The organism is uncultured Mucilaginibacter sp., from assembly GCF_903893715.1.
In the GTDB taxonomy this organism is placed as follows: Bacteria; Bacteroidota; Bacteroidia; order Sphingobacteriales; family Sphingobacteriaceae; genus Mucilaginibacter.
On record NZ_CAITNG010000013.1, the window covers coordinates 23,597 to 46,378 of the forward strand.

20 protein-coding genes and 1 tRNA gene are annotated in these 22,782 nt (G+C 45.4%); 15 read left to right on the plus strand and 6 right to left on the minus strand.

Annotation, left to right across the window (positions count from 1 at the left end; translation table 11 throughout):
• Position 1 precedes the first annotated feature (1 nt).
• From QZX97_RS01640 to QZX97_RS01650, 3 genes are all read left to right on the plus strand, one after another.
• Positions 2–1,003 (plus strand): type IX secretion system membrane protein PorP/SprF, encoded by a 1,002-nt coding sequence (locus QZX97_RS01640; protein WP_295648929.1) that lies wholly within the window; start codon positions 2–4, stop codon positions 1,001–1,003.
• Positions 1,004–1,161: 158 nt separating this feature from the next.
• Entirely contained in the window at positions 1,162–3,765 is a 2,604-nt protein-coding gene (locus QZX97_RS01645) for a M1 family metallopeptidase (protein ID WP_295648931.1), read from the plus strand.
• 307 nt (positions 3,766–4,072) lie between these two features.
• Positions 4,073–4,714, plus strand: coding sequence for an START domain-containing protein (locus tag QZX97_RS01650; protein WP_295648934.1), 642 nt, complete (start codon positions 4,073–4,075; stop codon positions 4,712–4,714).
• A 7-nt stretch (positions 4,715–4,721) separates the two neighbouring features.
• On the opposite strand, the gene QZX97_RS01655 is transcribed toward QZX97_RS01650, so the two are convergent.
• Positions 4,722–5,255 (minus strand): hypothetical protein, encoded by a 534-nt coding sequence (locus QZX97_RS01655; protein WP_295664068.1) that lies wholly within the window; start codon positions 5,253–5,255, stop codon positions 4,722–4,724.
• 44 nt (positions 5,256–5,299) lie between these two features.
• A complete protein-coding gene (locus QZX97_RS01660; protein WP_295648938.1) occupies positions 5,300–5,785 on the minus strand; it encodes an ABC transporter ATPase in 486 nt (161 codons plus the stop codon).
• Positions 5,786–5,843: 58 nt separating this feature from the next.
• Here QZX97_RS01660 and QZX97_RS01665 point away from each other — a divergent pair, with 58 nt between their 5' ends.
• Positions 5,844–6,326 carry a DUF2953 domain-containing protein gene (locus QZX97_RS01665; protein ID WP_295648941.1) on the plus strand — a complete coding sequence of 161 codons (483 nt, stop codon included), beginning with the start codon at positions 5,844–5,846 and terminating at the stop codon, positions 6,324–6,326.
• A 60-nt stretch (positions 6,327–6,386) separates the two neighbouring features.
• Here QZX97_RS01665 and QZX97_RS01670 read toward each other — a convergent pair whose 3' ends face one another.
• Both QZX97_RS01670 and QZX97_RS01675 read right to left on the minus strand, forming a co-directional pair.
• Complete coding sequence (locus QZX97_RS01670) at positions 6,387–7,178, minus strand: (Fe-S)-binding protein (RefSeq protein ID WP_295664073.1); 792 nt, start codon at positions 7,176–7,178, stop codon at positions 6,387–6,389.
• Positions 7,179–7,239: 61 nt separating this feature from the next.
• Positions 7,240–8,538 carry a (Fe-S)-binding protein gene (locus QZX97_RS01675; RefSeq protein ID WP_295648946.1) on the minus strand — a complete coding sequence of 433 codons (1,299 nt, stop codon included), beginning with the start codon at positions 8,536–8,538 and terminating at the stop codon, positions 7,240–7,242.
• A gap of 171 nt (positions 8,539–8,709) precedes the next feature.
• Between QZX97_RS01675 and QZX97_RS01680 the strand changes: the two genes are divergently transcribed.
• The 3 genes from QZX97_RS01680 to QZX97_RS01690 all read left to right on the plus strand — a co-directional run bounded on the left by QZX97_RS01680 (position 8,710) and on the right by QZX97_RS01690 (position 10,263).
• Positions 8,710–8,782, plus strand: a tRNA-Phe gene (locus QZX97_RS01680).
• A 186-nt stretch (positions 8,783–8,968) separates the two neighbouring features.
• Entirely contained in the window at positions 8,969–9,307 is a 339-nt protein-coding gene (locus tag QZX97_RS01685) for a zinc ribbon domain-containing protein YjdM (protein WP_363151743.1), read from the plus strand.
• A 314-nt stretch (positions 9,308–9,621) separates the two neighbouring features.
• Complete coding sequence (locus QZX97_RS01690) at positions 9,622–10,263, plus strand: START domain-containing protein (RefSeq protein ID WP_295648951.1); 642 nt, start codon at positions 9,622–9,624, stop codon at positions 10,261–10,263.
• 68 nt (positions 10,264–10,331) lie between these two features.
• On the opposite strand, the gene QZX97_RS01695 is transcribed toward QZX97_RS01690, so the two are convergent.
• Positions 10,332–10,520, minus strand: a complete 189-nt coding sequence (locus QZX97_RS01695) for a hypothetical protein (protein WP_295648953.1) — start codon at positions 10,518–10,520, stop codon at positions 10,332–10,334.
• Between the two features lie 405 nt (positions 10,521–10,925).
• Between QZX97_RS01695 and QZX97_RS01700 the strand changes: the two genes are divergently transcribed.
• The 4 genes from QZX97_RS01700 to QZX97_RS01715 all read left to right on the plus strand — a co-directional run bounded on the left by QZX97_RS01700 (position 10,926) and on the right by QZX97_RS01715 (position 15,373).
• On the plus strand, positions 10,926–11,966 hold the full coding sequence (locus tag QZX97_RS01700; protein ID WP_295648954.1) for a hypothetical protein: 1,041 nt from the start codon (positions 10,926–10,928) through the stop codon (positions 11,964–11,966).
• A complete protein-coding gene (locus QZX97_RS01705; protein WP_295648956.1) occupies positions 11,963–14,341 on the plus strand; it encodes a glycosyltransferase in 2,379 nt (792 codons plus the stop codon). The genes QZX97_RS01700 and QZX97_RS01705 overlap by 4 nt, the downstream gene beginning before the upstream one ends.
• A 127-nt stretch (positions 14,342–14,468) precedes the next feature.
• Complete coding sequence (locus tag QZX97_RS01710) at positions 14,469–14,642, plus strand: DUF3606 domain-containing protein (protein WP_295648958.1); 174 nt, start codon at positions 14,469–14,471, stop codon at positions 14,640–14,642.
• Between the two features lie 128 nt (positions 14,643–14,770).
• Positions 14,771–15,373: a DUF1684 domain-containing protein gene (locus QZX97_RS01715; protein WP_295648961.1), complete on the plus strand. Its 603-nt coding sequence runs from the start codon at positions 14,771–14,773 to the stop codon at positions 15,371–15,373.
• A 179-nt stretch (positions 15,374–15,552) separates the two neighbouring features.
• Here QZX97_RS01715 and QZX97_RS01720 read toward each other — a convergent pair whose 3' ends face one another.
• Complete coding sequence (locus tag QZX97_RS01720) at positions 15,553–17,076, minus strand: acetylxylan esterase (RefSeq protein WP_295648963.1); 1,524 nt, start codon at positions 17,074–17,076, stop codon at positions 15,553–15,555.
• Positions 17,077–17,297: 221 nt separating this feature from the next.
• Between QZX97_RS01720 and QZX97_RS01725 the strand changes: the two genes are divergently transcribed.
• The 4 genes from QZX97_RS01725 to QZX97_RS01740 all read left to right on the plus strand — a co-directional run bounded on the left by QZX97_RS01725 (position 17,298) and on the right by QZX97_RS01740 (position 22,781).
• A complete protein-coding gene (locus QZX97_RS01725) occupies positions 17,298–18,146 on the plus strand; it encodes a universal stress protein (RefSeq protein WP_295648965.1) in 849 nt (282 codons plus the stop codon).
• A 41-nt stretch (positions 18,147–18,187) separates the two neighbouring features.
• Complete coding sequence (locus QZX97_RS01730) at positions 18,188–19,396, plus strand: acetate/propionate family kinase (protein ID WP_295648968.1); 1,209 nt, start codon at positions 18,188–18,190, stop codon at positions 19,394–19,396.
• Positions 19,386–21,737, plus strand: a complete 2,352-nt coding sequence (locus tag QZX97_RS01735; protein WP_295648971.1) for a phosphoketolase family protein — start codon at positions 19,386–19,388, stop codon at positions 21,735–21,737. The genes QZX97_RS01730 and QZX97_RS01735 overlap by 11 nt, the downstream gene beginning before the upstream one ends.
• 123 nt (positions 21,738–21,860) lie before the next feature.
• Positions 21,861–22,781 (plus strand): hypothetical protein, encoded by a 921-nt coding sequence (locus QZX97_RS01740; RefSeq protein WP_295648974.1) that lies wholly within the window; start codon positions 21,861–21,863, stop codon positions 22,779–22,781.
• Position 22,782: the final 1 nt, after the last annotated feature.

A 22,782-nucleotide genomic window follows, 5' to 3' on the forward strand; every position in this document is an offset into this window, starting at 1 on the left:
TATGAAGAAAGTATTGATCCTGTTCTTTTTACTATCTGCATGGCGGTTGAGCGCGCAGCAACTGCCACAGTATACCCAATATACCTTTAACGAAGGTTTGATAAACCCTGCCGTTACAGGCATAGAAAGTTATTGGGACGTTAAAACAGGTTACCGTAGTCAATGGTCGGGCTTGCAGGGGGCGCCAACTACCGCCTATGTTACGCTGAGCGTGCCCTTGAACAAGAACTTTACACTGAACGATTATACCCAAATGCTAACCAATAGCCAAAACCCGATGGGCCGGCCCGACGATTACAGTGCTTCGGCCAGCCATAGCGGGTTAGGGTTCAGTGTGGTAAGCGATAAGACGGGCGAGTTTAAGCAGACCCACATTGATGCCAGTTATGCCTACCATATACGTGTTACCAATAAATTCAACTTTGCCGCGGGTGCTTCGTTTGGCATCAACAACATCAACCTGAATATTAGTCAGCTTGTTTTGGTGAACCCGCTGGACCCTGCCATAAGCCAGGGCAGCAACAACCAATATATACCAGAAGCGGGGCTTGGCGTGTGGGCGTACGGTCCGTCGTTTTTTATTGGCGCGTCGGCACAGCAATTGATACCACGCACCATAAGTTTCACAGGCAACCCGGTATATAACCAAGGCGCGACTTACGCCCAATATTTTTTTACCGCAGGCGTAAAGATTTATATGGACGATGATGTTACCTTATTACCATCGATGATGATAAAACCGAAGGACCCTGATCCGCTAACCTATGACGCAAACGTTAAAATGGCTTTTCGGGATAACTTTTGGATAGGGGGTGCTTATCGCAAGAGCGATGCTATTTCGGGGAGCTTTGGTTTTAATATCGGCTCTTTCCTGACGGTTGGTTATGCTTATGATCATACCACATCGGACCTGAGCACAGTGACTAACGGTACACACGAGATTATGATAGGCCTGTTTTTGAACAACAATTACAATACCACCAGTCCGCGTCATACCTGGTAATAAAAACGCATTGTAACATTTTAGCATATTACGACGTCAAACACGCAAACCTTTCATATTCACTATTTCGTCAAAATACACGATCAATCAATACGCATATTTCCAAACCATCCAAATCTTTTATAACTTGCTTTAAAAACACAAAAACTGACCGAATTATGAAGTATTTTAAAATTGTTTTATCGCTTTTATTAGTTGCCAACGTATTTAGCGTTAGCGCCCAGAAAGCCGAAGAAGAAAAGGTCAAATACGACCAGCATAAAGTATTTACGCCATTGTTTTATCCCGATAAGGGCAATGAGTACCGTGCAGCATCGGGCGCGCCGGGTGCCAAGTACTGGCAAAACCGTGCCGATTACAAACTTAATGTAACCTTAGACACGGCGAAACACCGCGTTACGGGTTCAACGCTGATCAGCTACACCAATAACAGCCCCGATGGGCTCACTTTTTTATGGTTGCAGGTTGACCAAAATATTTATCGGCAGGATTCGCGTGGCGAGGCTACAAGCCCGGTAACCGGCGGCCGTTTTACCAACCGTAAATTTACCGAAGGCGATGAAATAAAGTCGGTTTATGTGATAAAAAATGGCAAGCAGGTTAAGGTAGATTATGTGATAACCGATACCCGCATGCAGATAAAACTGAACGATACCTTAAAGGCCGGCGGAAGCAAGCTACAAATATTGATCGACTATGCATTTGATGTGCCGGAATATGGTACCGACCGAATGGGTCGCTCGTTGACCAAAAATGGTTGGATATACGAGATAGCCCAATGGTACCCGCGCATGGAAGTGTATGACGATGTTACCGGCTGGAACGTGATCCCGTACATGGGCGCATCGGAGTTTTATCTGGAGTATGGCGACATAGATTATACCATTACCGCTCCGGCCAATATGGTGGTGGCGGGGTCGGGCGCTTTATTGAACCCTGCCGAAGTGCTCACTCCAACCGTTATGAGCCGTTTAGCCGCCGCTAAAAACAGTGATAAAACCGTGATGATTAAAGACTCGGCCGATGTATTGAACCCTAACTTTTATCCTAAAAAGGGAAGTTTGACCTGGCACTTTCTTTGCAAAAATACGCGCGACGTAGCATGGGCCGCATCCAAAGCCTTTATGTGGGATGCCGCAAGGATCAACCTGCCAAGCGGAAAGAAAGCGCTTGCCCAATCGATTTACCCGGTAGAGGTGCGGAGCAACAACTCGTGGGGACGATCGACCGAATATGTTAAAGGCTGCATCGAACTATACTCGGACGAGTGGTACGAATATACTTATCCCGTGGCTACCAACGTGGCCGGCATAGTAGGCGGTATGGAATACCCCGGTATTGTTTTTTGCGGGGCCGACAACCAGAACGGCGCTTTATGGGAGGTTACCAACCACGAGTTTGGCCACAATTGGTTCCCGATGATTGTTGGTTCGAACGAGCGCAAATATGCCTGGATGGACGAAGGCTTTAACACTTTTATCAATAAAGTGGATACCAAAGTGTTCAATAAAGGCGAATATTATACCCCGGCCGATGCTGAAAAAGAAGCACCCGGCATGTTTGCACCCGATGCAGATGCCATTATGAATACCCCTGATGTAATACAAGCTAACTTTTTAGGCTACGCGGCCTACGAAAAACCTTCGCTTGGCTTGACGATATTGCGTGAGCAAATATTGGGAGAGCAACGTTTTGACTATGCTTTCCGTACCTATATTAAACGCTGGGCATTTAAACACCCAACACCCTGGGACTTTTTCCACTCGATGGATAACGCCGCAGGCGAAGACCTGAGCTGGTTTTGGCACGAATGGTTTTTTACCACATGGAAACTGGACCAATCGGTAAAAGCCATTAGTTACATCACCAACGACCCAACTAAAGGTTCGCTCATCACTGTAGAGAACTTAGGCGAAATGGCTATGCCGGTAACCGTATTCATCAAAGAAGAAAATGGCAACACGGGTACCGTTAAATTGCCGGCTGAAGTTTGGCAGCGCGGCGGTAAATGGACGTTTACTTACAAATCGTCGTCAAAAATATTATACGCCGTTACCGACCCCGACCATGTATTACCCGATGTTAACCCCGATAACAATGCCTTTAGCGGCGTATCAGTCGCAAAAGGTGTTACAGCGGCCACCGTGGTTAAAAATTATCTCGACGCCGTTGGTGGCGAAGATAAGTTAAAAGCCATCAACGACATCTCTATCAGGTCGGAGGGTGCTGTACAAGGCCTTACCGTGGTAAGGGCAACTAAATACAAAGGAGCCGACAAGTTTTTAGGCGATGTGAGCGTACCATCGTACAACAACCTGGTGGTTATGCACATGGTGATAAACGGCGACAGTATAACAGCCAAACAATTGAACAACCCGGCGCCCGTTAGCCCTGAGTCGAAAGGTGCTCTTAAGGCTCTTTATAAATTGTTTCCGGAGATTGATTTCAATAAATCGGGGTATAGCATGGTGTTAGACCCATCGCTGCAAGTGATCAACAACCAATTGGCTTATCTGATTTCGGTAACCACGCCCGAAGGCGTTAAGGCAAAATACTATTACGACCAAAAAACAGGTTTAAAGGTGAAGGAATCATTCGAAATGCCATCCAAAACAACCATCGAATTAAGCGACTACCGCACAATTGACGGCGGCGTTAAAATACCTTATACCGAAAAAACAGTCGTGGTAGGTCAGCCTATAGAGTTCAATGTTAAAAGCGCATCGGTAAATACCGGCTTATCAAACGACGTTTTCAAATAATCGGGAAAATCAATTTCCGATAACCTTAGCCGGCATCATTCCTGAAAATAGGAAATGGTGCCGGCTTTTTTATGATAACAATCACCCTTTTTGTTTTTTATTTAAATAGTTTACTGATTTGATACTACAATACAAATTATAGGCGTTTAAAATGTTACATTTGTTTGACAAAACACCACATTTAAATGACCGTTATCATGCGCCGCATCAGCATATACAACAACCCGCAAAACTCGAGCAGCGCCAGCCTTTTATACGGAGCATCAGGTTTCAATATTTATAAACTTACCTTCAACCAGCCATAGCCATGACTTCAAAATTGCTGTTGTTGACAAGCACCTTGTTATTATGTGTTTCTACTATGTTTGCCCAAGGTAATTGGGAACTTAAGAAGGACGATAACGGTATACAGGTTTATTCGCGCAAACCGCTTACCGGTAATTTAAAAGAACTACGCGTTGTAACTACTTTGGATGCTACCGAAAACCAGTTGATTGCAGCTTTACAAGACGTAGGCAATTATACAGAATGGGTATATGGCAACAAAAAATCGGCGCTCATTAAGCGGGTGGACGCTCAAACAATCATTTATTTTTCGGAAGCGCATTTGTGCTGGCCTATTAAGGACCGTGATTTAATCGTACAGCTGACGGTAGACCAAAACCCCGAAACCAAGGTGCTGAACATGCAAGCCAAAAGCCTGCCTACCTATATGCCCGCTAAAGCCGGCTTTATACGTATCCCTTATTCGTTGGCTAATTGGGTGGTAACCCCGGTAGGTGATAGTAAGATAAAGGTGGACTATACCTTTAGCATTGACCCCGGAGGCTCCATACCTGCATGGTTGGTAAACGCGACCTTGGCCATTGGGCCATACAACTCTTTCGTCAAACTGCGCGAACTGCTCAAAAAAGCACAGCCCGCAATTTTGGCTGCAGGGAAGAAATAGGCACGGTTTACTCATTTACAGTACTCCGCCCTATAAAAGTTTCGATACGCCTTCTGAAGATTATCAATAACACCGAAAGTACAATCTTGCCAATTACCAGTAAAAGGTTTGAGTATGTATAATAATCGGTGCCTTTGCTTAGCAGGGCCGGCATCATTTGCATTCTCATGATGTTAGTTAGTTGCTGAAACAGGTTGGGTATATCCCAAATCAACGTACAGCCGGCTATAACAACAATGGCGATACTAATAATAGCTTTACCATTAATATTGAGGGGCAAAGTTTCTTCGTCAAAATCCTTTTCCAATTTTAATAAGCCGATTACCCAACTCGTTTTAAAAATAAGTACAAAGGAAAGCAGTATGTAGGCGATTAAAGCAATTAAGGCACCAATTACGACGAAAAACATACTCCATATTTTAAATTGCGAAGTATAAATAATCGAAATTGAATAGACGGTAGAAATAGCGCCGATTATATTTTGAATAAATACAATCCCGATAACTTTCAGAATGATGTTGAACAGGCTTTTAACGGTCATGATTTGGTTGGATGGGTTGGTAAGGCTTTGATAAAGGTATCAAATTAAGCCGTAACCAAACTACCGAACACCGGCGTGTGCCAACTATCCTTAAAAGGCACCTCCCATTTTGTTTCCAAATCGGCTAAGGTACTTACAAGGTTATTGAAAACAATAGTTTCAGGTGTAACTGTACCTTTTTTGATGAGTTCTTCAAACTCGTTACGAGCAACGGATGAAATGCCATCAACTGTACGGTAGGCTATGTTAAATCTGTCGAACAGGTTGATGTTGAACTCCTGCTCCAGCAATTTCATCATATTAACCGACTTATCGATAGAGCATCCGCTGGCACCGGCCTGGCTTTCATCTACAACTAAAATAATAAAGCGGTTATATCTTACTATGGCTTTGGCCTTTAGCTGGTGGTTGTGCGCCGTCCAGCCAATGGTAAACTTGTCGAGAATGGTTTCAATGCTTTTTACTTCAAAATCGTTTAGCTCGCGATTTGACTGGTACACCCAAATACGCGAATTTTCTGAAAAGTTCATATGCAAATTTATGAATTATTAATTAAGCTTAGTATATTGCAGTTACATGTTGATATCAATGGTTGAAAGATATAAACGTGCAGCAAATATACTGACCCTAATGATATGCTTGCTGCCGTTGTTCTGCTTTAAAAAAGCGGCCGATACCGCATTGCTTGCCGCCTGGGCCAACCGTTGTTTAACTGAGAGCTTTGACCCTCGTAGCGATGCAAAACTAAAAAAATGGGAAATAAGCGTTACCCCCGATTTTTTTGTACGCCTGCGTAAAACCTATGCCAAAGGCAAACAGGAATACTACTCGTTTAGTCTGGGCAGGTTTAGGGATATGAATTATTGGGGGACTGCCAAAGCAGGCAGGCTCGATTTATTGACCGTGGACGACGACATTATCAGTCAAACTTATAACGACCGAAAAGGAGATATGGATAAGATGGTTAATTTAATGAGCCTGCCCGTAAAAAACATGCAAGCCGAACGCCTGGACAGCCTGCGCAATATATTAATGCGGCTAAAGGACGAAGCCAATAGCCCTGCCCAATAAAAAAGCCCCCCGATAACCAACCGGGAGGCCACTCAAAAATCCAAATCAAACAAAAAATCTTTACAAGCCGTTGGCGCGGGCCGTTATTTCGGCAATGTCCAGTACCTGTATCTCTTTTTCTTTTTCAAAATATTTTACGCCGTCGCTCAACATGGTCATGCAGAATGGGCATGCTGCGGCCACAACCTGCGCATGGGTTTCTATTGCGTCGCCAATCCGTTCGATGTTGATATCCTTGGTGCCTTTTACGGGTTCTTTAAACATTTGCCCGCCACCCGCACCGCAGCACAAGCCATTGCTTTTGCAGCGCTTCATTTCCACCAGTTCGGTATCCAATATTTCGAGTGCTTTGCGCGGAGCTTCGTACACGCCATTTGCACGACCGAGATAACATGGGTCGTGATAGGTTATTTTTTTGCCTTTAAAACTTTCGCCGCCTTCGGCTTTCAGTTTGCCCTCATCAATCAGTTGCTGGATAAGCTGGGTATGATGTATTACTTCGTAAGTACCGCCCAAACCCGGATATTCGTTTTTTATGGTGTTGAAGCAATGCGGGCAGCCGGTAACTATTTTTTTGACGTTATAGCCATTAAGCACCTGGATATTAGCCATGGCCTGCATCTGGAACAAAAACTCGTTTCCGGAGCGTTTGGCAGGGTCGCCGGTGCAGCTTTCCTCGGTGCCTAAAACAGCGTAGCTCAGGCCTACATGCTGCAGTATTTTACAGATGTCGCGGGTTATTTTTTGGGCGCGCTCGTCAAAACTGCCGGCACATCCCACCCAAAACAGTATTTCGGGTTGTTTGCCCGCGGCGACTAATTCGGCCATCGTTGGTACTGTTAATTCGTTCATTGGTTCATTTGTCATTAGTTCATTGGTAATGCCAATATCTTTGCTCTTTTATCCTTGTTCCTTATTCAGTTTTCGCCCAATTCAACCTATCGGCATTGCTGTATTTCCAGGGGGCGCCGTTATTTTCTACGTTGCCGAACATGTTGTTGAGGCTGGCAGGGGCCTGGCTTTCTTCCATTACGATGAATTGACGAAGCTCCACAATAATTTCGAGGGGGTTGATGTTTACCGGGCAAGCCTCGGCGCAGGCATTACAAGTGGTACAGGCCCATATCTCCTCGCGGCTGATATAATTATCCAAAAGTGATTTATCGTCCTTGAAATCCTTTCCCTGCGCGTCGATGCCTTTGCCTACTTCGGTAATGCGGTCGCGGGTATCCATCATAATTTTGCGCGGCGAAAGCAGCTTACCCGTTTGGTTGGCCGGGCAAGCCGATGTGCAACGCCCGCACTCGGTGCAGGTATAGGCCTCCATCAGGTTTTTCCAGGTGAGGTCGGTAACATCTTTGGCACCGAAGCGGCTTATTTCAGCGGCGGGCGGAGTGAACGACGGGTCGAGCATGGCCTTTACCTCGTTGGTAACCGATGGCATATTTTCGAACTTGCCCTTAGGGTTCAGGTTGGAATAATAGGTATTTGGGAAAGCCAGCAAAATATGGAAATGCTTGGAGTATGGCAGGTAATTTAAAAAGGCCAAAATACCGACGATATGGAACCACCAGCATCCACGCTCTATCATTTCGAGGGCGTTGGCACTATCGGGCAACAAAAGAGCAAGAAAACTGCTGATCGGGAAGCCGCCGGCATGGATATAATGCCCAACGCCAAGGGCCTGTAGCTTACCGTCGGCGGCGTTCATGGTGAGAAAGGCTGTCATGAGCAGTATCTCGATGATGAGGATATAATTAGCGTCGGATTTGGGCCAGGTAGTCATTTCCACCCCGCTGAAACGTTTGAGATGGACTATGTTCCTTCTGCTTAAAAAGCCGATACAGGCTATCAACACCAACAATGCCAATACCTCAAACGAACCGATGAGCACATTATACAAACCGCCTAATGGTGCCGAAAAAATGCGGTGCGTACCAAATACACCGTCGATGAGTATCTCCAACACTTCGATATTGATGATGATAAAGCCGACATAAATAAAAAAGTGCAGTATGGCGGCTACCGGGCGTTTTACCATTTTTGTTTGGCCGAGGGCTATTTTGGCCATGGTTTTCCAGCGCAGGGCAGGGTTGTCGCTGCGGTCGGCGGGGCGGCCCAGCAGTATGTTGCGCCTTATTTTGCCAACGTTTTTACTGAACAGATAAATGGCGGCAGCCAGTATGATGATGAACAAGGCTTGTGATATCATTATGCATGCATAGTATTTAAAATCTAAATTAGATAAATGAATGGAAATGCAAAAGGTTTTTTAAAATTAGATTTTGTTGAAAAAGGGTCGTTTTGGGCGGTAGAGGTTATTTTTGAAAAAAAGTTTCGATAAATAAAAAAACACGCTACATTTGCAGTCCCCAATCGGGATGGTATCATAGCTCAGTTGGTAGAGCAAAGGACTGAAAATCCTTGTGTCGCTGGTTCGATCCCAGCTGATACCACAAAACAAGTCAAAAGCCTTTAGTCGTGAGTCTAAGGGCTTTTTTGTTTTATGTAGTCGCACACTACATGCATCTTTGTTCGAAGTTGTAAGCTTAGAATAGCGGGTTCCTATAGGTCCGGTTTATAAAATCGAACGACTCGGGTAGGCTATTAAATGCGTTTAGTTATCTTTGCAAAAATTTAATATCATGGAACTCGCCCCTTGCCCGCTGTGCAAATCAACATATACCTATGAAATGAACGACCTGCTGGTTTGCCCGGAATGTGGCCACGAATGGAAGGCGGAAGTAGAGATAGCGGCTGCCGATGGCTTTGTGGTAAAAGATAGCAACGGTAATGTGCTGCAAAACGGCGATTCGGTAGTTACCATAAAAAACCTGCCGGTAAAAGGCACATCGCAAAGTATTAAGGCCGGTACCAAGGTGCGGAATATCCGTCTGGTTGACAGCGACCATAATATCGACTGCAAGATAGACGGCTTTGGCGCCATGGCGCTAAAATCGGAGTTTGTAAAAAAAGCATAGAATAAGTAAAAAGTCAAAATTAAAAAGTCAAAAGCCTTCGGATCAACTCTGAAGGCTTTTTTGTTTGGATACTGCGATGATAGGACCGACGATAGGAAAAAAATGAAACATGATTTTCATTGAAATCTGTAAATTTTTAAAAGGGGCATTTATCAGGTGAATATCATAAGCTTGCTCATTTGTCAAACGAGAAACATTAATCAATCGATTGAATAATTTTGACATTTAGATGAATAGCTGAGTATAATCTGTGATGTTAATTTGTGTCGTGTTAGGCTTATAGCAAGCTCACAAACAATTAACATTTGTATAAGATGTATAGAACATTATTAGTAGCGTTAATGCTGGTGTTGAAAGCGGTGGTAGTAGCTGCTCAATGCGATTGGAAACTAAGTACTGAAAGGGAAGGGATAAAGATCTATACCGGCGGGGTACCGGGTTCAACAATTAAAGCAATTAAAGTGGAAGCGATGTTCAATGCAACAGCTGCCCAGTTGGTGGCACTGATCATGGATGTGAATACCTCGCCCGATTGGGTCTATCATACTAAATCGAGTAAACTTATAAAACAGGTTTCTGCGTCCGAGCTTTATTATTATTCGGAAGTGAGTTTGCCCTGGCCCGCGGCCAACAGGGATTTTGTAGCACATTTGATTGTTACACAAAATCCTGATACCAAAGTAATAACTATTGACGGGCCGGCGGTAGCAGGTTTTATACCTGTAAAAGAGGGTATTGTAAGGATTATTGATTCAAAAGGCAAATGGATAATTACACCAATAGGTACCAATCAGATCAAAGTTGAATATAGCATCCATGTTGATCCCGGAGGATCACTACCTTCCTGGCTGGTCAATATGTTCGCTACCGAAGGGCCGCTCAAAATTTTCGCAGGTATAAAAGTACAATTGCAAAAGTCGGCGTACAAAAACATCGAGTTTGCATTTGCCCATTAATATTGAATATCAGTAATTTTAACTTAAATACCATCGCCGGCCCGATATTATCGTAACGGTGAAGGTTGTTATTCAAACTGCAATTCCCATTTATCTTCTCCGCAGTCGACTATGCGGAATATCGTTTTTTCGGTGGTTTGGCTGCCGTCTGGCGAGCTTAAGCGTACTGTTTCGTGATCGTGAAATTCTTCTGCTGCTTTAGGCACCATAATGGCGCGCATGGTATGCGGGTCGCCGGGGACTGTTAAGGTTTTCATTGTATGGAGGTTTTGATGATAGGCTAACAATACAGATCAAAATAAGTTTCTATTGTTTTTGGCCGGGTGATTTTTGGTTCGGACAGGGTCTGTAGTCGGAGAAACAAGCATCTTCGTCCGAAGTTTGAAAATTTCGGACAGCAGGCGGACAAAGTTGAAACTTGGACACGCAGTGATTTTACTATTAAGAAAAAAAAATGCTTTTATTTTAGTAAGTGAAACTTATTTCGATAAATAAGCTTTATATAGTACGTGATCAGTAACCACTGTATCTTTTGAACTTCAAATCGGTTTATCCACACCGTTCATAGGGTTGAAGAAAGTCAGAAAACCACGCATTTCGACAACCATCAGTATCCAATACTTTACCACAGTACATTTTTAAAAAAAGTTCAGGAGTAAATTATGATAGCAATTAAAAAAGAAGGCTTAGTGCTTTGCAAAACTGCACTTGATTTTGAAAACGAAGGCGTATTAAACCCTGCCGCCATACGCGAAGGTGAATTTGTACACCTTTTTTACAGGGCAGTGAGCAAAGGTAACCACTCCAGCATAGGCTATTGTAAATTAGAGGGGCCTTTAACCGTTGTTGAACGATGGGATAAACCGATATTAAGTCCGGAATTTGCTTATGAATCGCAGGGGATGGAAGACGCGCGCATTGTAAAGATCGAAGACCTGTACTATCTCACTTATACTGCTTATGATGGCGTGAACGCGTTAGGGGCATTGGCAGTATCGAAAGACCTAAAACATTTTGATAAAAAAGGAATAATAGTACCCCAGATAACCTACCACGAGTTTAGCCAACTGGCGGAATTTGATGACCCCATTAACGAAAAATATACCCGGCTTAACAATAACAGCGGGGCCAGTAAAAAGGATGGCAAAAAGATGTTGCTGTGGGATAAAAATGTGATCTTTTTTCCAAGAAAAATAAATAACAAATTATGTTTTCTGCACCGCATCAGGCCCGAAATTCAACTTATTGTATCGACAAATAATTTTGATGAACTGACACCCGAATTTTGGCGAAACTATTTTTTAAACTTCAAAAAATTTATAGTGCTTAAACCTAAATATGAGCACGAAGTAAGTTATATAGGAGGGGGCTGTCCCCCGATAGAGACACAATACGGATGGCTGTTGATTTACCATGGCGTACACGATAGTGTGACAGGTTATGTTTACTCGGCTTGCGCGGCATTGCTGGATCTTGCAGATCCTGTAAAAGAAATCGCCCGCCTGCCATACCCTTTATTTAAACCCGACCAGGAGTGGGAACTGAGGGGCGAAGTGAACAACGTATGTTTCCCAACAGGTACCGCCTTGTTTGACGACACACTTTATATTTACTATGGCGCTGCCGATGAGCAGATTGCCTGTGCATCGGTGAGTTTATCGGGCTTGTTGAGAGAATTGCTGCTTAATCCAAAACCGAAATGATCAACGAGTTTCAAACACAGCGCACGAATATTAAGCTGGTTGACGGCCGGGAAAAAGAACACCTGCATATCGTCCGGCCTAAGCGGATCAAACCCGGTGCCCGTGCCAATAAATTGCCCGGTATTTTATTCATTACTTCCTATCCGCCACGCGAGTGTGGCATAGCCACTTATTCGCAGGATTTGATAAAGGCGCTCAACAATAAATACAGCGGTTCGTTTAATATACAAATTTGCGCGGTGGGGTCGGATGATGAGCAGCATACTTACATAAACGAAATAAAATATACCCTGAATACCGATGACCAGGATGATTTTGTAAAATTAGCCGATAACATAGCCCGCGACCCCGGTATAGACATGGTGGTAGTTCAGCATGAATTTGGCTTTTTTCAAAAGAGCGAGGATGCTTTTCACCAATTTTTAAATTGGCTGACCAAACCCGTCATCATTGTCTTTCATACGGTGTTGCCTAAGCCAAACCAGATTTTACAACTCAACGTAAAAAAAATAGCAGCTATTGCAAGCTCTATTATTGTGATGACCAATTCTTCCAAAAAGATACTGATCGGTGATTACGGTGTACCAAAGGAAAAGATGACCTTTATTCCGCACGGTACACACCTGGTGCCGTATTTAAACAAAGAATTGCTCAAAATTAAATACAACCTATCGGGAAAGACGGTACTATCCACCTTTGGCCTGCTCAGCTCGGGCAAAAGTATCGAAACCACTTTGAAAGCGCTGCCGGCAATCGTTAAAAACCATCCCGATGTATTATTCCTTATCATAGGTAAAACACACCCTACCGTGGTAAAACATGACGGTGAAAAATACCGTAACCTGCTCGAAGAAATAGTGGAAGTGCTACATTTACAAGCACACGTGCAATTTGTCAACTCCTTTTTGCCGTTGCCCATACTTTTGGAGTATTTGCAGCTAACGGATATTTATTTGTTCACTTCGAAAAACCCGAACCAGGCGGTAAGCGGCACGTTTTCGTATGCCATGAGCAGCGGTTGCCCTGTTGTTTCGACACCAATCCCCCATGCGGTGGAAATATTAAAAGATGGTACAGGGATCATTATTGATTTTGAGAACGCGCGGCAATTGAGCAATGCGGTTATCGGCCTGTTGAACGACGAACAGTTAAGAAAAGACATCAGCTCGAATGGTTTGCACCGTATGGCATCAACCGCGTGGGAAAACGCTGCCATAGCCCATGCCACCTTGTTTGAAAAGATTGGCGGGGGCAAGATGATATTACAAAGCAATATACCCGATTTGAACCTTGACCATATAAAAAAACTGACCACCGATTTCGGTATGATCCAATTCTCGAAGGTCAATCATCCGGATATGGAGTCGGGTTATACCTTAGATGATAATGCAAGGGCAATGGTAGCTATGTGCCAGCATTTTGAACTGATGCATGATGATGCCGACATGATATACATCGACATCTACTTAAATTTTATAAGATATTGCCTGCAGCCCAATGGTGATTTTTTGAATTATGTAGACGAACAACAAAGATTTACCGCACAAAATTATACCACAAACCTGGAGGATTCGAACGGCAGGGCGATATGGGCGTTGGGGTATTTGCTTTCGACCGGAAAGCTGCTGCCTGCCGGATTAATTGCAACCGCCGAATTTGTTATGCAAAAGGCTTTGCTCAATGTAAATAAGATCCATTCGACACGTGCGATGGCTTTTATCATCAAAGGCCTTTACTACGCTACCTTACGGGATAACGACACCGGCCATATACCCTTGATAAAAGAACTTGCAAACCGATTGGTGCAAATGTACAGGCATGAGGCAGGCCCGCAATGGCTTTGGTTTGAAAGCTACCTTACCTACGCGAACAGTACACTGCCCGAGGCCATGCTATGTGCAGGCCTGGCCACCGGCGACCCGATTTATATGGAGATCGCGAAAACTTCGTTCGACTTTTTATTATCAAAAACGTTTACCGAAAATGGTATTAAAGTAATTTCGAACAAGGGGTGGTTGCATAAAGAAAACGAGTTTATACAAAAAACACCCGGCGGCGAGCAACCCATTGATATTGCTTACGCGATTATGGCGCTGGGTAAATTTTACGATGCGTTTAAAGATGAGGGTTACCGCAGTAAAATAAACATGGCTTTTGATTGGTTTTTGGGAAATAACCATTTGCAGCAAATTATTTATAACCCCTGCACGGGCGGATGCTATGACGGTTTGGAAGAAAACAATGTGAACCTTAACCAGGGTGCCGAGTCGACCGTTAGTTACCTGATGGCGAGATTGACTATTGAAAAGCTATTACGAACCGAACAACAAAATACCGGCCACATCAAAACCCGACATTTGGTTAATATCCGATAGTAAAAAACAGAAAGCTTTTAGTGTAAAGCTGAAGGCTTTTTTGTTTTATAGGCCCGGCTGCTCAAAAAACTGCTGTGCAAACCTTTTTTATCGCGCATTGTTATTTGTATATCAACGATAAGATAAAATGAATACTGATATCATGACAACAAACCCATACAACAATATTGTAGATGTTGCCGAATACTACCAGTTAGAGTATTGGGCAAATAAATTTGGGGTAAGCCCCGAAAGGCTAAAATCGGCCGTTAGGGCGGTTGGTGTTTCGGCCGACGCGATTGCGCTCTATTTGAAGAAATAAAACTACGCCCTGATTGGCGTATATGCGTTTGACATTATAATTTTCAGATAACCCACGGATTTGAAATTATTTTAGTTTAATAAATATTGTACCTAAAGTGTATCTTGCCGGCATAATTTAATAGCCTGATGAAAAAGTATTTTTTGGTTTTGATATGCTTGTTAAGCCTCAATAGTTTTGGGCAAAGTTTTAAAGCGAAGGTTGATACTTTCCGTAAAGGTTATATGGCCGACTTTTTAACTGACAAAAGTTCGCCGCTGAATAAAGAGGACCTGCAATTTTTGCGTTTTTACGATGCCGACAGTACTTATCGAGTTGAAGCAAAAGCGGAAATCTTGGTAAATCCTTCCCCTTTTATCATGCCTGTGTTTGCCGGCACTGGGCGCCAATATGTCGCTTATGCGAGGTTAACATTTACTTTAAATGGAAAAGTGCAACAACTTACGGTCTATCGCAACTTGGCATTGGCGAAAATATCGGAATACCGCGACTACTTGTTTTTGCCATTTACCGATGCCACCAATGGCAAAGACACCTATCACGGCGGCCGTTATATCGATATGCACGAAAGCGACTTTAAAACAAACAGCGTAGTGATTGATTTTAACAGATCCTATAACCCTTACTGCGCCTTTAGCGGACGGTACTCATGCCCCAAACCGCCAGACGAAAACCACCTTGATATTGCCGTTGAAGCTGGTGAAAAACTGTTTGCAGGGGAGAAAAAGTAGTAATAATAAAATAAGTTGGGTGTTTGATGCGCTTGGCATTGTAAATGGCACATGTGCTCAGCAAGCAAAGGTACAGCGTGCCAGCTTTCTTTAGTGGCTGATAGTTCATAGAAAAGACCAGAGTAAAGCCATTATAATCCCTTTAATAATAGCGGATTTTACATGAGTCGTGGCGTTTGTTAACGCTGGTACTTCATGAACTTATCCGCCCATTGGATGAAGTACTTTACGTTAGGGGCATCAGTATGACCGCCGTCGTGTTGGCGCCAGGCCAGTTGGCCGTCGAGCAGGCCGGTGTTTACGGGCGGCATCTTTTCGGTATGGTAATCGTTGGATACGCCGAGGTCTTTCGCGCCAAGCAGCTTGAACACAGGGCCGGCGGCTATGGTGGCCATATAACTGCCCTGGTGGTCGAGCCATTTGGCGTCGCCTTGCTCGGGAACGCCGTAGCTGATAAAGGTAAGCCGCGGGGCGCACATGGCGATGAGTTCGTGCGAATCGACGGGTAGGTCGGCAGCGGTTTTAGCGCCAAAGGTCGCGTCGGATGCGCCGTACTTCATAAAGTTGCCCGCCATCCAATAATACTCTCCGCCGGTAAGGCTCTCCACGGCTTCGCCCCAGTTGCGGCGGTTCAATTTGGCACCACCTTCGCCCGACGAACCTACCAGCACCATACCAAAGCGCTGCTCAAAAGCCATGGTAACCAATGCTGCTTTGCCGTAGCGCGATACACCCTCTATGCCCACGTGCCTGGCATCAACCATTGGTTCAGTTTCTAAATAATCTAATCCACGTGCGGCGCCCCATGCCCAGGCGCGTAGTGCACCCCAATCGTCGGGTTTGCGGGGTTGGCCCTTGTTTACCAGCCCAATAATGCCTTTGGTGAGGCCGGCGCCGTTATCGGCCTGGAAACTGGTTGGGTCTATCATTACATAACCCCAGCCGGCGGCTATGAGTTGCTGTACCGTAGGCGGGTCGCCGGCAGGTCGCGGCGCGCCAAAACCAAAAGGTGAAGCTGCCGCCACCAGGGGCGCGTAAGCGGGGTAGCGCTCAAATATGGGTTTGAGTTCGGGATGGTCTTTTTCAAGCAGGTCTTTGATGGCATTATTGATCTTTTCGAGACTTTCGGCATCGGGCTGCGCAGGAGCGGGCAGGGCACTTCGGCCGAACATCATGAGCACGGGCACCGGGCCTTTGGCGTTGGCGGGCAGAACGAGCGTCATGGCGATATTGACATCGAGCAGGGGGTAGGCCGAGTTATCGACATGGCCTATCAGCTGTTTGGCGATTACAGGGGTGAAGCCAAAAAATTCACGGTCAGTAACCTTAACCGCCCAGGTTACCTTGGGCACGTTTTTGGGGATGCGTCCATATACTTCGCGCTCCATGTCTTCCACAATTTCGGGACGGCGCTGGTCCCACCACATAGCAGGCGTGGTAACCTTTTGATCGTTTTTGAGCGTGAGCACATCGGGCAGGTTTGGGTAAGGGTTGGCCAGGGCTTCGTTATAGTTGGCATGGTTGGCATCGGCCTCGTTACCACTCGGGCCGGGCCTGAGGGCTTTGATGCCGAGCTGGTCCATCATGTTTTTATGGTCTTGTTCGGCCGTAAAATTTACAGGTTGCGGGTATTGGGCTGTTGTGGTTTGCGCGTGGGCTTTTATAAACAAGCATGTTAAAATAACGAGGGCTATCTTTTTCATTTGCAGGCGGTATGACAATTGGTTGAGGTAAATATCAGGTAAAAAACTTGAGATTGCAATCGATTGCTAAACTTTTTTCAGGATTGATTTACAGACAGAAGCAACGCAATAAACAAGGTTTTGCAACAGTCGCGACATCATATCCTGATATGACCGTCATCATTATTTAACCGGCTGAAATTCACCAGCTTTATATGCGTAAGAGCTTAAATTATATAACGATGAAAACATTACTTTGCTCAACAGATTTTTCGGCCGGTGCCAATCATGCTGTTCAATATGGTTATAATTTAGCCAGGCATATCAATGCCAATGTGGTGTTGTGCAATGCCTTTATAGTTCCGTCGGAAGTTCCACAAGCCGGTATGGTTGTTTGGCCTGCCGACGATTACGATAAGATTTTAAAAGATGACGAAAAGGAGCTGAACGATCTGAAAAAAAGGCTGGAACACAGCAATACCGAGGGATTTAAGCCGGCTATCGAACTGGTGAACGAGATAGGGAGCGCAATAGAAGTTATCGTAAACACCCTCGCCGAAAAAAAGGCAGATATGGTGGTAACCGGTACACATCATCAGGGAGTGGATTTCCTGTTGTTAGGCAACCATACCAAACATTTGATCGACAATGTAAATGCCCCTTTATTGCTGGTGCCGCCCCATGTGCACATAAAAACGCCACAAAAAATAGCTTTTGCTACCGACTTTAAATTCCCGGAAAGGGACTTGGAATTGATTTACAGCCTAATCCCCATGGCTAAGCTGTTAAAGGCGGAGATTTACATTACCCACGTGTACAACGAAAAGAACCATAAAGACAACTTTAAGGTTTGGATATCACAATTTTTGGCCGAACTGTCGGCTAAGGCAGATTATCCGTTTATATTTTCGAAAGTAATCAAAAGCGCTCACTCGGTAACCGGGTTTGAAAAGCTTTGCGCCGAAGGCGAGATGGATATGCTGGTAATGGTGCACAGGCCCCATGGTTTTTTCGAAAACCTTTTTAAAGGCAGCCACACCCAAAAAATGGCAGAACGTATCTGTATCCCCTTGTTGGTATTTCCTTCATAGGATATTTAGACGCCTGGTTACAATTATTAAAAGTGTTAAACATGGAAATTTCAAGATATATTTTAGCACTCAATTGTGGTTCGTCGAGCTTGAAGTTTGGCTTGTTCAATGCGCAGAGTTTGGAGCAAACGCTGTCGGGAAAGGTTGCCTCAAAAGGATTGGTGGGATGGGATTTCAAAATAACCGGGCGTGATGGAGAAGTACTTGTAAACTATCCAATAGCCGGTCAGGATAGTTATGCTGCTGTTGATGAAGTTATCAACTGGTTTCAAAGCAACAAGCGACTTTATCCGCTTGCTGCCATTGGCCATCGCATGGTGCAGGGCGGACCAGATCATAGAAAGCCGGAGCTCATCGGCGAGGCGTTGTTGAAAAGCCTCGACCAACTGGTCTATCTCGCACCAAACCATTTGCCAACCGAAATAGCGGTTGTTAAAACCGTGATAAAATCATTCCCGGGTATACCGCAGGTAGCATGTTTCGATACTTTTTTTCATGCCGGATTACCGCCTTGCGCTAAATATTATGCCTTACCCAATGAATACAGGGCCCAGGGTTTAATCAGATATGGGTTTCATGGTCTTTCGTACGAATACATCATGAAGAGCCTGTGGCGGATAAATGCATCACTATCCCGAAAGAAAATAATTATTGCCCATCTGGGAAATGGTGCCAGTATGGTTGCTGTGAAAAACGGGGTAAGCATCGATACCACCATGGGGATAAGCCCGGTTGGCGGATTAGTGATGAGCACACGTTCGGGGGATATTGACCCCGGTGTTGCCCTCTTTCTGCTGAAACAAAACAAGCTTAGTGTGGAACAATTAGATGACCTGCTCAGCAAACAATCGGGGTTAAAAGCTATTGCCGGCACCGGCGACATGGAAATTTTACTAAAAGACGAGCATACAGATGCAAAGGCCCGGGAGGCTGTTACGGCATTTTGTTATCAGGCAAAAAAACAAATAGGTGCGCTGGCCGCTGCAATGGGCGGACTTGACGCGCTGGTGTTTACCGGCGGCATCGGCGAAAACTCATCAATCATACGAAAATACATCTGCCATGGGCTCGATTTTTTGGGCATCAGCATTAACAAAGTGGCGAACGAAGACGGGCACCAGGTGATTTCGGAAGTTGAGGGTAAGGTGAAGGTATGCGTGCTTGCGACCAACGAGGAGCGGATGATTGCCACGCATAGCCAAACTTTTATAAAAGAACAAAACATACATCAACACCACCATGAAAGATAAAACCAACGTAGAAAACCTGCACAGGTACTGGCAGGCCGCTAATTATCTGGCCGTGGGGCAGATATATTTACAGAACAACGCGCTGTTAAAAGAGCCGCTAAAACCCGAACATATCAAACCCCGTTTGCTGGGCCATTGGGGCACATCGCCGGGATTAAACCTGGTATATGTGCACCTTAACCGGTTGATTGCCGATACAGGAGCCGATATATTGTATATATGCGGACCGGGGCATGGCGCGCCTGCCATAGTTGCCAATACTTACCTGGAAGCTACGTACTCGGAAATATACCCGCAAGTTCCGCAAAGCGAAGATGGGATGAAGGGACTGTTCAGGCAATTTTCAACGCCGGGCGGTGTACCAAGCCATACCAGCGCCCATACCCCCGGTTCGATACATGAAGGTGGCGAACTGGGCTACTCGTTAGTACATGCTTATGGAGCAGTATTGGATAACCCGGACCTGATTGCCGCCTGTGTGATTGGCGATGGCGAGGCTGAAACCGGACCGCTGGAAGGGAGCTGGAAATCCATTGCTTTTATAAACCCGAAAACGGACGGCGCGGTGTTGCCGATACTCCACTTAAATGGTTATAAAATATCGGGGCCAACCGTATTAGCGCGAATGGCAGACGACAATTTGAGGTCGCTGTTTAATGGTTACGGGTACGAGGTGTTTTTTGTTGAAGGCGATGAGCCAATGGCCGTGCACGAGCAAATGATTACCACATTGAACGAGGTTTATCAAAAAATAAAACTGATACAACAAAGGGCACGCACAGGCGGGCCAACGGGTGGCATGAAATGGCCAATGATGATTTTGCGCACACCGAAAGGATGGACAGGGCCAAAAGAGTGGAAAGGTGTGCCGATTGAAGGAACTTTCCGCGCGCACCAGGTGCCCTTAACAGGGGTACGTGAAGACCCCGAAAAGCTGAAATACCTGGAACAGTGGATGCGCAGTTATCAGCCTGAAAAATTGTTTGACGAAAGCGGCAAACTGGTGCCCGAACTTGCCGCGCTGGCTCCGCAAGGCATTAAACGTATGAGTGCATCGCCCTATGCTAACGGTGGCTTATTATTAAAAGAGCTGGCCTTGCCCGACTTTAAAAGTTATGCGCTTGAAATAGCGGCACCCGGTGTAGTGGAGGCCGAAAGCACCCGAAATTTAGGGAAATACCTGCGCGATATTTTTTCGCTTAACGCGGAAGCCAAAAACTTCAGGCTTTTTTGCCCGGATGAAACCACGTCGAACAGGCTGGAGGCTGTTTTTGAAGTGACCAACCGTCGTTTTATGGAAACCATCATTGCAAAAGACGAAAAACTGGCAACCGATGGCCGGGTAATGGAGGTATTGAGTGAGCACCTTTGCGAAGGCTGGCTGGAGGCTTATTTGCTTACCGGCAGGCATGGTATTTTTCCCTGCTATGAGGCTTTTGTTACCATTGTCGACTCGATGGTGAGCCAGTATGCCAAATGGATCAAGACCTCGCGCGAGCTGCCATGGCGCAAACCCCTGGCATCGCTCAATTATCTACTCACCTCGCATGTGTGGAGGCAGGACAATAATGGTTACAGCCACCAGGGGCCGGGTTTTATTGATACTGTTGTGAATAAAAAAAGCGCGGTAGCCAGGATATATTTACCCCCGGACGCCAACACGCTATTGGCCGTTACCGACCATTGCCTGCGCAGCAAAGACTATGTAAACGTGATTGTGGCAGGCAAGCAACCCGAGCTGCAATGGCTCACTATGGATGAAGCGGTTGCACACTGTGCCCGGGGTGCTTCGGTTTGGGAATGGGCAAGTACGGACAAGGGACAAGACCCCGATGTGGTATTGGGCTGTGCAGGAGATGTGCCTACGCTCGAAACAGTTGCCGCCGCAATGTTGTTGAGGGAACATTTTCCGGATTTGAAAGTACGGTTGGTCAATGTGGTCGATTTGATGTCGTTATCGCCTCAGGCCTATCATCCGCATGGTATGAGCGAAGAATTGTTCAGGGAGCTGTTTACCGACGCCGCACCGGTAATTTTTGCTTTCCATGGGTATGTGCGTATCATTCACGATCTGGTGCATGGCCGGCCCGACCCGGCACGTTTCCACGTAAGGGGGTACCAGGAAGAAGGTACGACGACTACACCGTTCGACATGGTGGTGTTGAACCAAATGAGCAGGTACCATTTGGCGATGGAGGCTGTAAAAAGGGTTGCACGGTTACACCAGGAAGCGGGTGGTTTCCTGTCCTTTTGCGAAACCAAATTAAAGGAACATGAGGACTATATCTGTACATACCTGGATGATATGCCCGAAATAAAAAACTGGAAATGGGTTAATTAAGAAATAGTTACGGGCTTGCCTATAGTTTAAAAGCATGGGATTTGATTTTGTAGATGCTTTGCTTTTCAATTTTAAAACCCGATAAATCTTGCTATATTGGTCTACTTGTTAATCCAAACTATTTTGAAACAGACGACCAAAGCATTAAACAGCGTCGCGATAATTGTGTCGCTATGCGGACTGATAAATTTATCGGCATACGGCCAAAAACTGAACGCCGTGCAGGACGGCAGCGTATGGGCACCGCTCGGGGTGAAAATAGACGGCAAGTTAAACGAATGGGGCGACACGTTTCAGGCGTATAACAACGCCACGGATATTTTTTATACCATGGCCAACGATGATGCGAATTTGTATTTGGTCATCAAATCGACTAACCAGGCCAACAACAACAAGATATTGGGCGGCGGGATAGATATTACCATCAACACTGCCGGAAAAAAGAAAGATAAGGATGCCTTTGTAATAGGTTTTCCTTTTGTTGATGTGGCGGCTCTGCGCAGCCAGATAATGGGCATGCGAAACAGCATGCGCGGTGGTCAGGGCGGACCACCTGATTCGGCAGCGATTGCTACTATGCGCAAAAACGCAGTGAGTGCCGCCAAACAAATTAAATTATGGGGTTTTGTAAAGGATGTACCCGACAGCCTGATATCCATTTACAACGAATATGGTATTAAGGCCCGTGCCGATTTTGACAATAAAGGTAATTTGGTAGTAGAGTTGGCCATGCCGCTTAAATACCTACACCTATCCACCGAAGGCGATGCTTCATTTGCTTATAACATCAAGTTACCGGGCATACAGATACAAGCGATATTCCCTGAAGCGGCAGCCTTTGCAGGAGGAGGGCCACCGGGTGGTGGAGGAGGTGGTTTTGGTGGTGGAGGAGGTGGTTTTGGTGGTGGTGGAGGCGGTGGTGGTGGCGGAATGCCCCAGGGCGGTAATATACCCCGCGGCATGGCTGATTTTGCCAGTATGCTAAGCCCTACCGATTTTTGGGGCAAATATACGTTGGCTAAGAATGTGAAGGTGCTAAAGTAAG

What these genes read in the sequence shown, in the direction of transcription:
- QZX97_RS01710 (WP_295648958.1), top strand. Translation starts at nt 14,469, where the DNA reads ATGAATACTGATATCATGACAACAAACCCATACAACAATATTGTAGAT.
- QZX97_RS01645 (WP_295648931.1), top strand. Translation starts at nt 1,162, where the DNA reads ATGAAGTATTTTAAAATTGTTTTATCGCTTTTATTAGTTGCCAACGTA.
- QZX97_RS01640 (WP_295648929.1), top strand. Translation starts at nt 2, where the DNA reads ATGAAGAAAGTATTGATCCTGTTCTTTTTACTATCTGCATGGCGGTTG.
- QZX97_RS01730 (WP_295648968.1), top strand. Translation starts at nt 18,188, where the DNA reads ATGGAAATTTCAAGATATATTTTAGCACTCAATTGTGGTTCGTCGAGC.
- QZX97_RS01725 (WP_295648965.1), top strand. Translation starts at nt 17,298, where the DNA reads ATGAAAACATTACTTTGCTCAACAGATTTTTCGGCCGGTGCCAATCAT.
- QZX97_RS01720 (WP_295648963.1), bottom strand. Translation starts at nt 17,076, where the DNA reads ATGAAAAAGATAGCCCTCGTTATTTTAACATGCTTGTTTATAAAAGCC.
- QZX97_RS01660 (WP_295648938.1), bottom strand. Translation starts at nt 5,785, where the DNA reads ATGAACTTTTCAGAAAATTCGCGTATTTGGGTGTACCAGTCAAATCGC.
- QZX97_RS01665 (WP_295648941.1), top strand. Translation starts at nt 5,844, where the DNA reads ATGGTTGAAAGATATAAACGTGCAGCAAATATACTGACCCTAATGATA.
- QZX97_RS01675 (WP_295648946.1), bottom strand. Translation starts at nt 8,538, where the DNA reads ATGATATCACAAGCCTTGTTCATCATCATACTGGCTGCCGCCATTTAT.
- QZX97_RS01650 (WP_295648934.1), top strand. Translation starts at nt 4,073, where the DNA reads ATGACTTCAAAATTGCTGTTGTTGACAAGCACCTTGTTATTATGTGTT.
- QZX97_RS01735 (WP_295648971.1), top strand. Translation starts at nt 19,386, where the DNA reads ATGAAAGATAAAACCAACGTAGAAAACCTGCACAGGTACTGGCAGGCC.
- QZX97_RS01705 (WP_295648956.1), top strand. Translation starts at nt 11,963, where the DNA reads ATGATCAACGAGTTTCAAACACAGCGCACGAATATTAAGCTGGTTGAC.
- QZX97_RS01655 (WP_295664068.1), bottom strand. Translation starts at nt 5,255, where the DNA reads ATGACCGTTAAAAGCCTGTTCAACATCATTCTGAAAGTTATCGGGATT.
- QZX97_RS01690 (WP_295648951.1), top strand. Translation starts at nt 9,622, where the DNA reads ATGTATAGAACATTATTAGTAGCGTTAATGCTGGTGTTGAAAGCGGTG.
- QZX97_RS01670 (WP_295664073.1), bottom strand. Translation starts at nt 7,178, where the DNA reads ATGAACGAATTAACAGTACCAACGATGGCCGAATTAGTCGCCGCGGGC.
- QZX97_RS01715 (WP_295648961.1), top strand. Translation starts at nt 14,771, where the DNA reads ATGAAAAAGTATTTTTTGGTTTTGATATGCTTGTTAAGCCTCAATAGT.
- QZX97_RS01695 (WP_295648953.1), bottom strand. Translation starts at nt 10,520, where the DNA reads ATGAAAACCTTAACAGTCCCCGGCGACCCGCATACCATGCGCGCCATT.
- QZX97_RS01700 (WP_295648954.1), top strand. Translation starts at nt 10,926, where the DNA reads ATGATAGCAATTAAAAAAGAAGGCTTAGTGCTTTGCAAAACTGCACTT.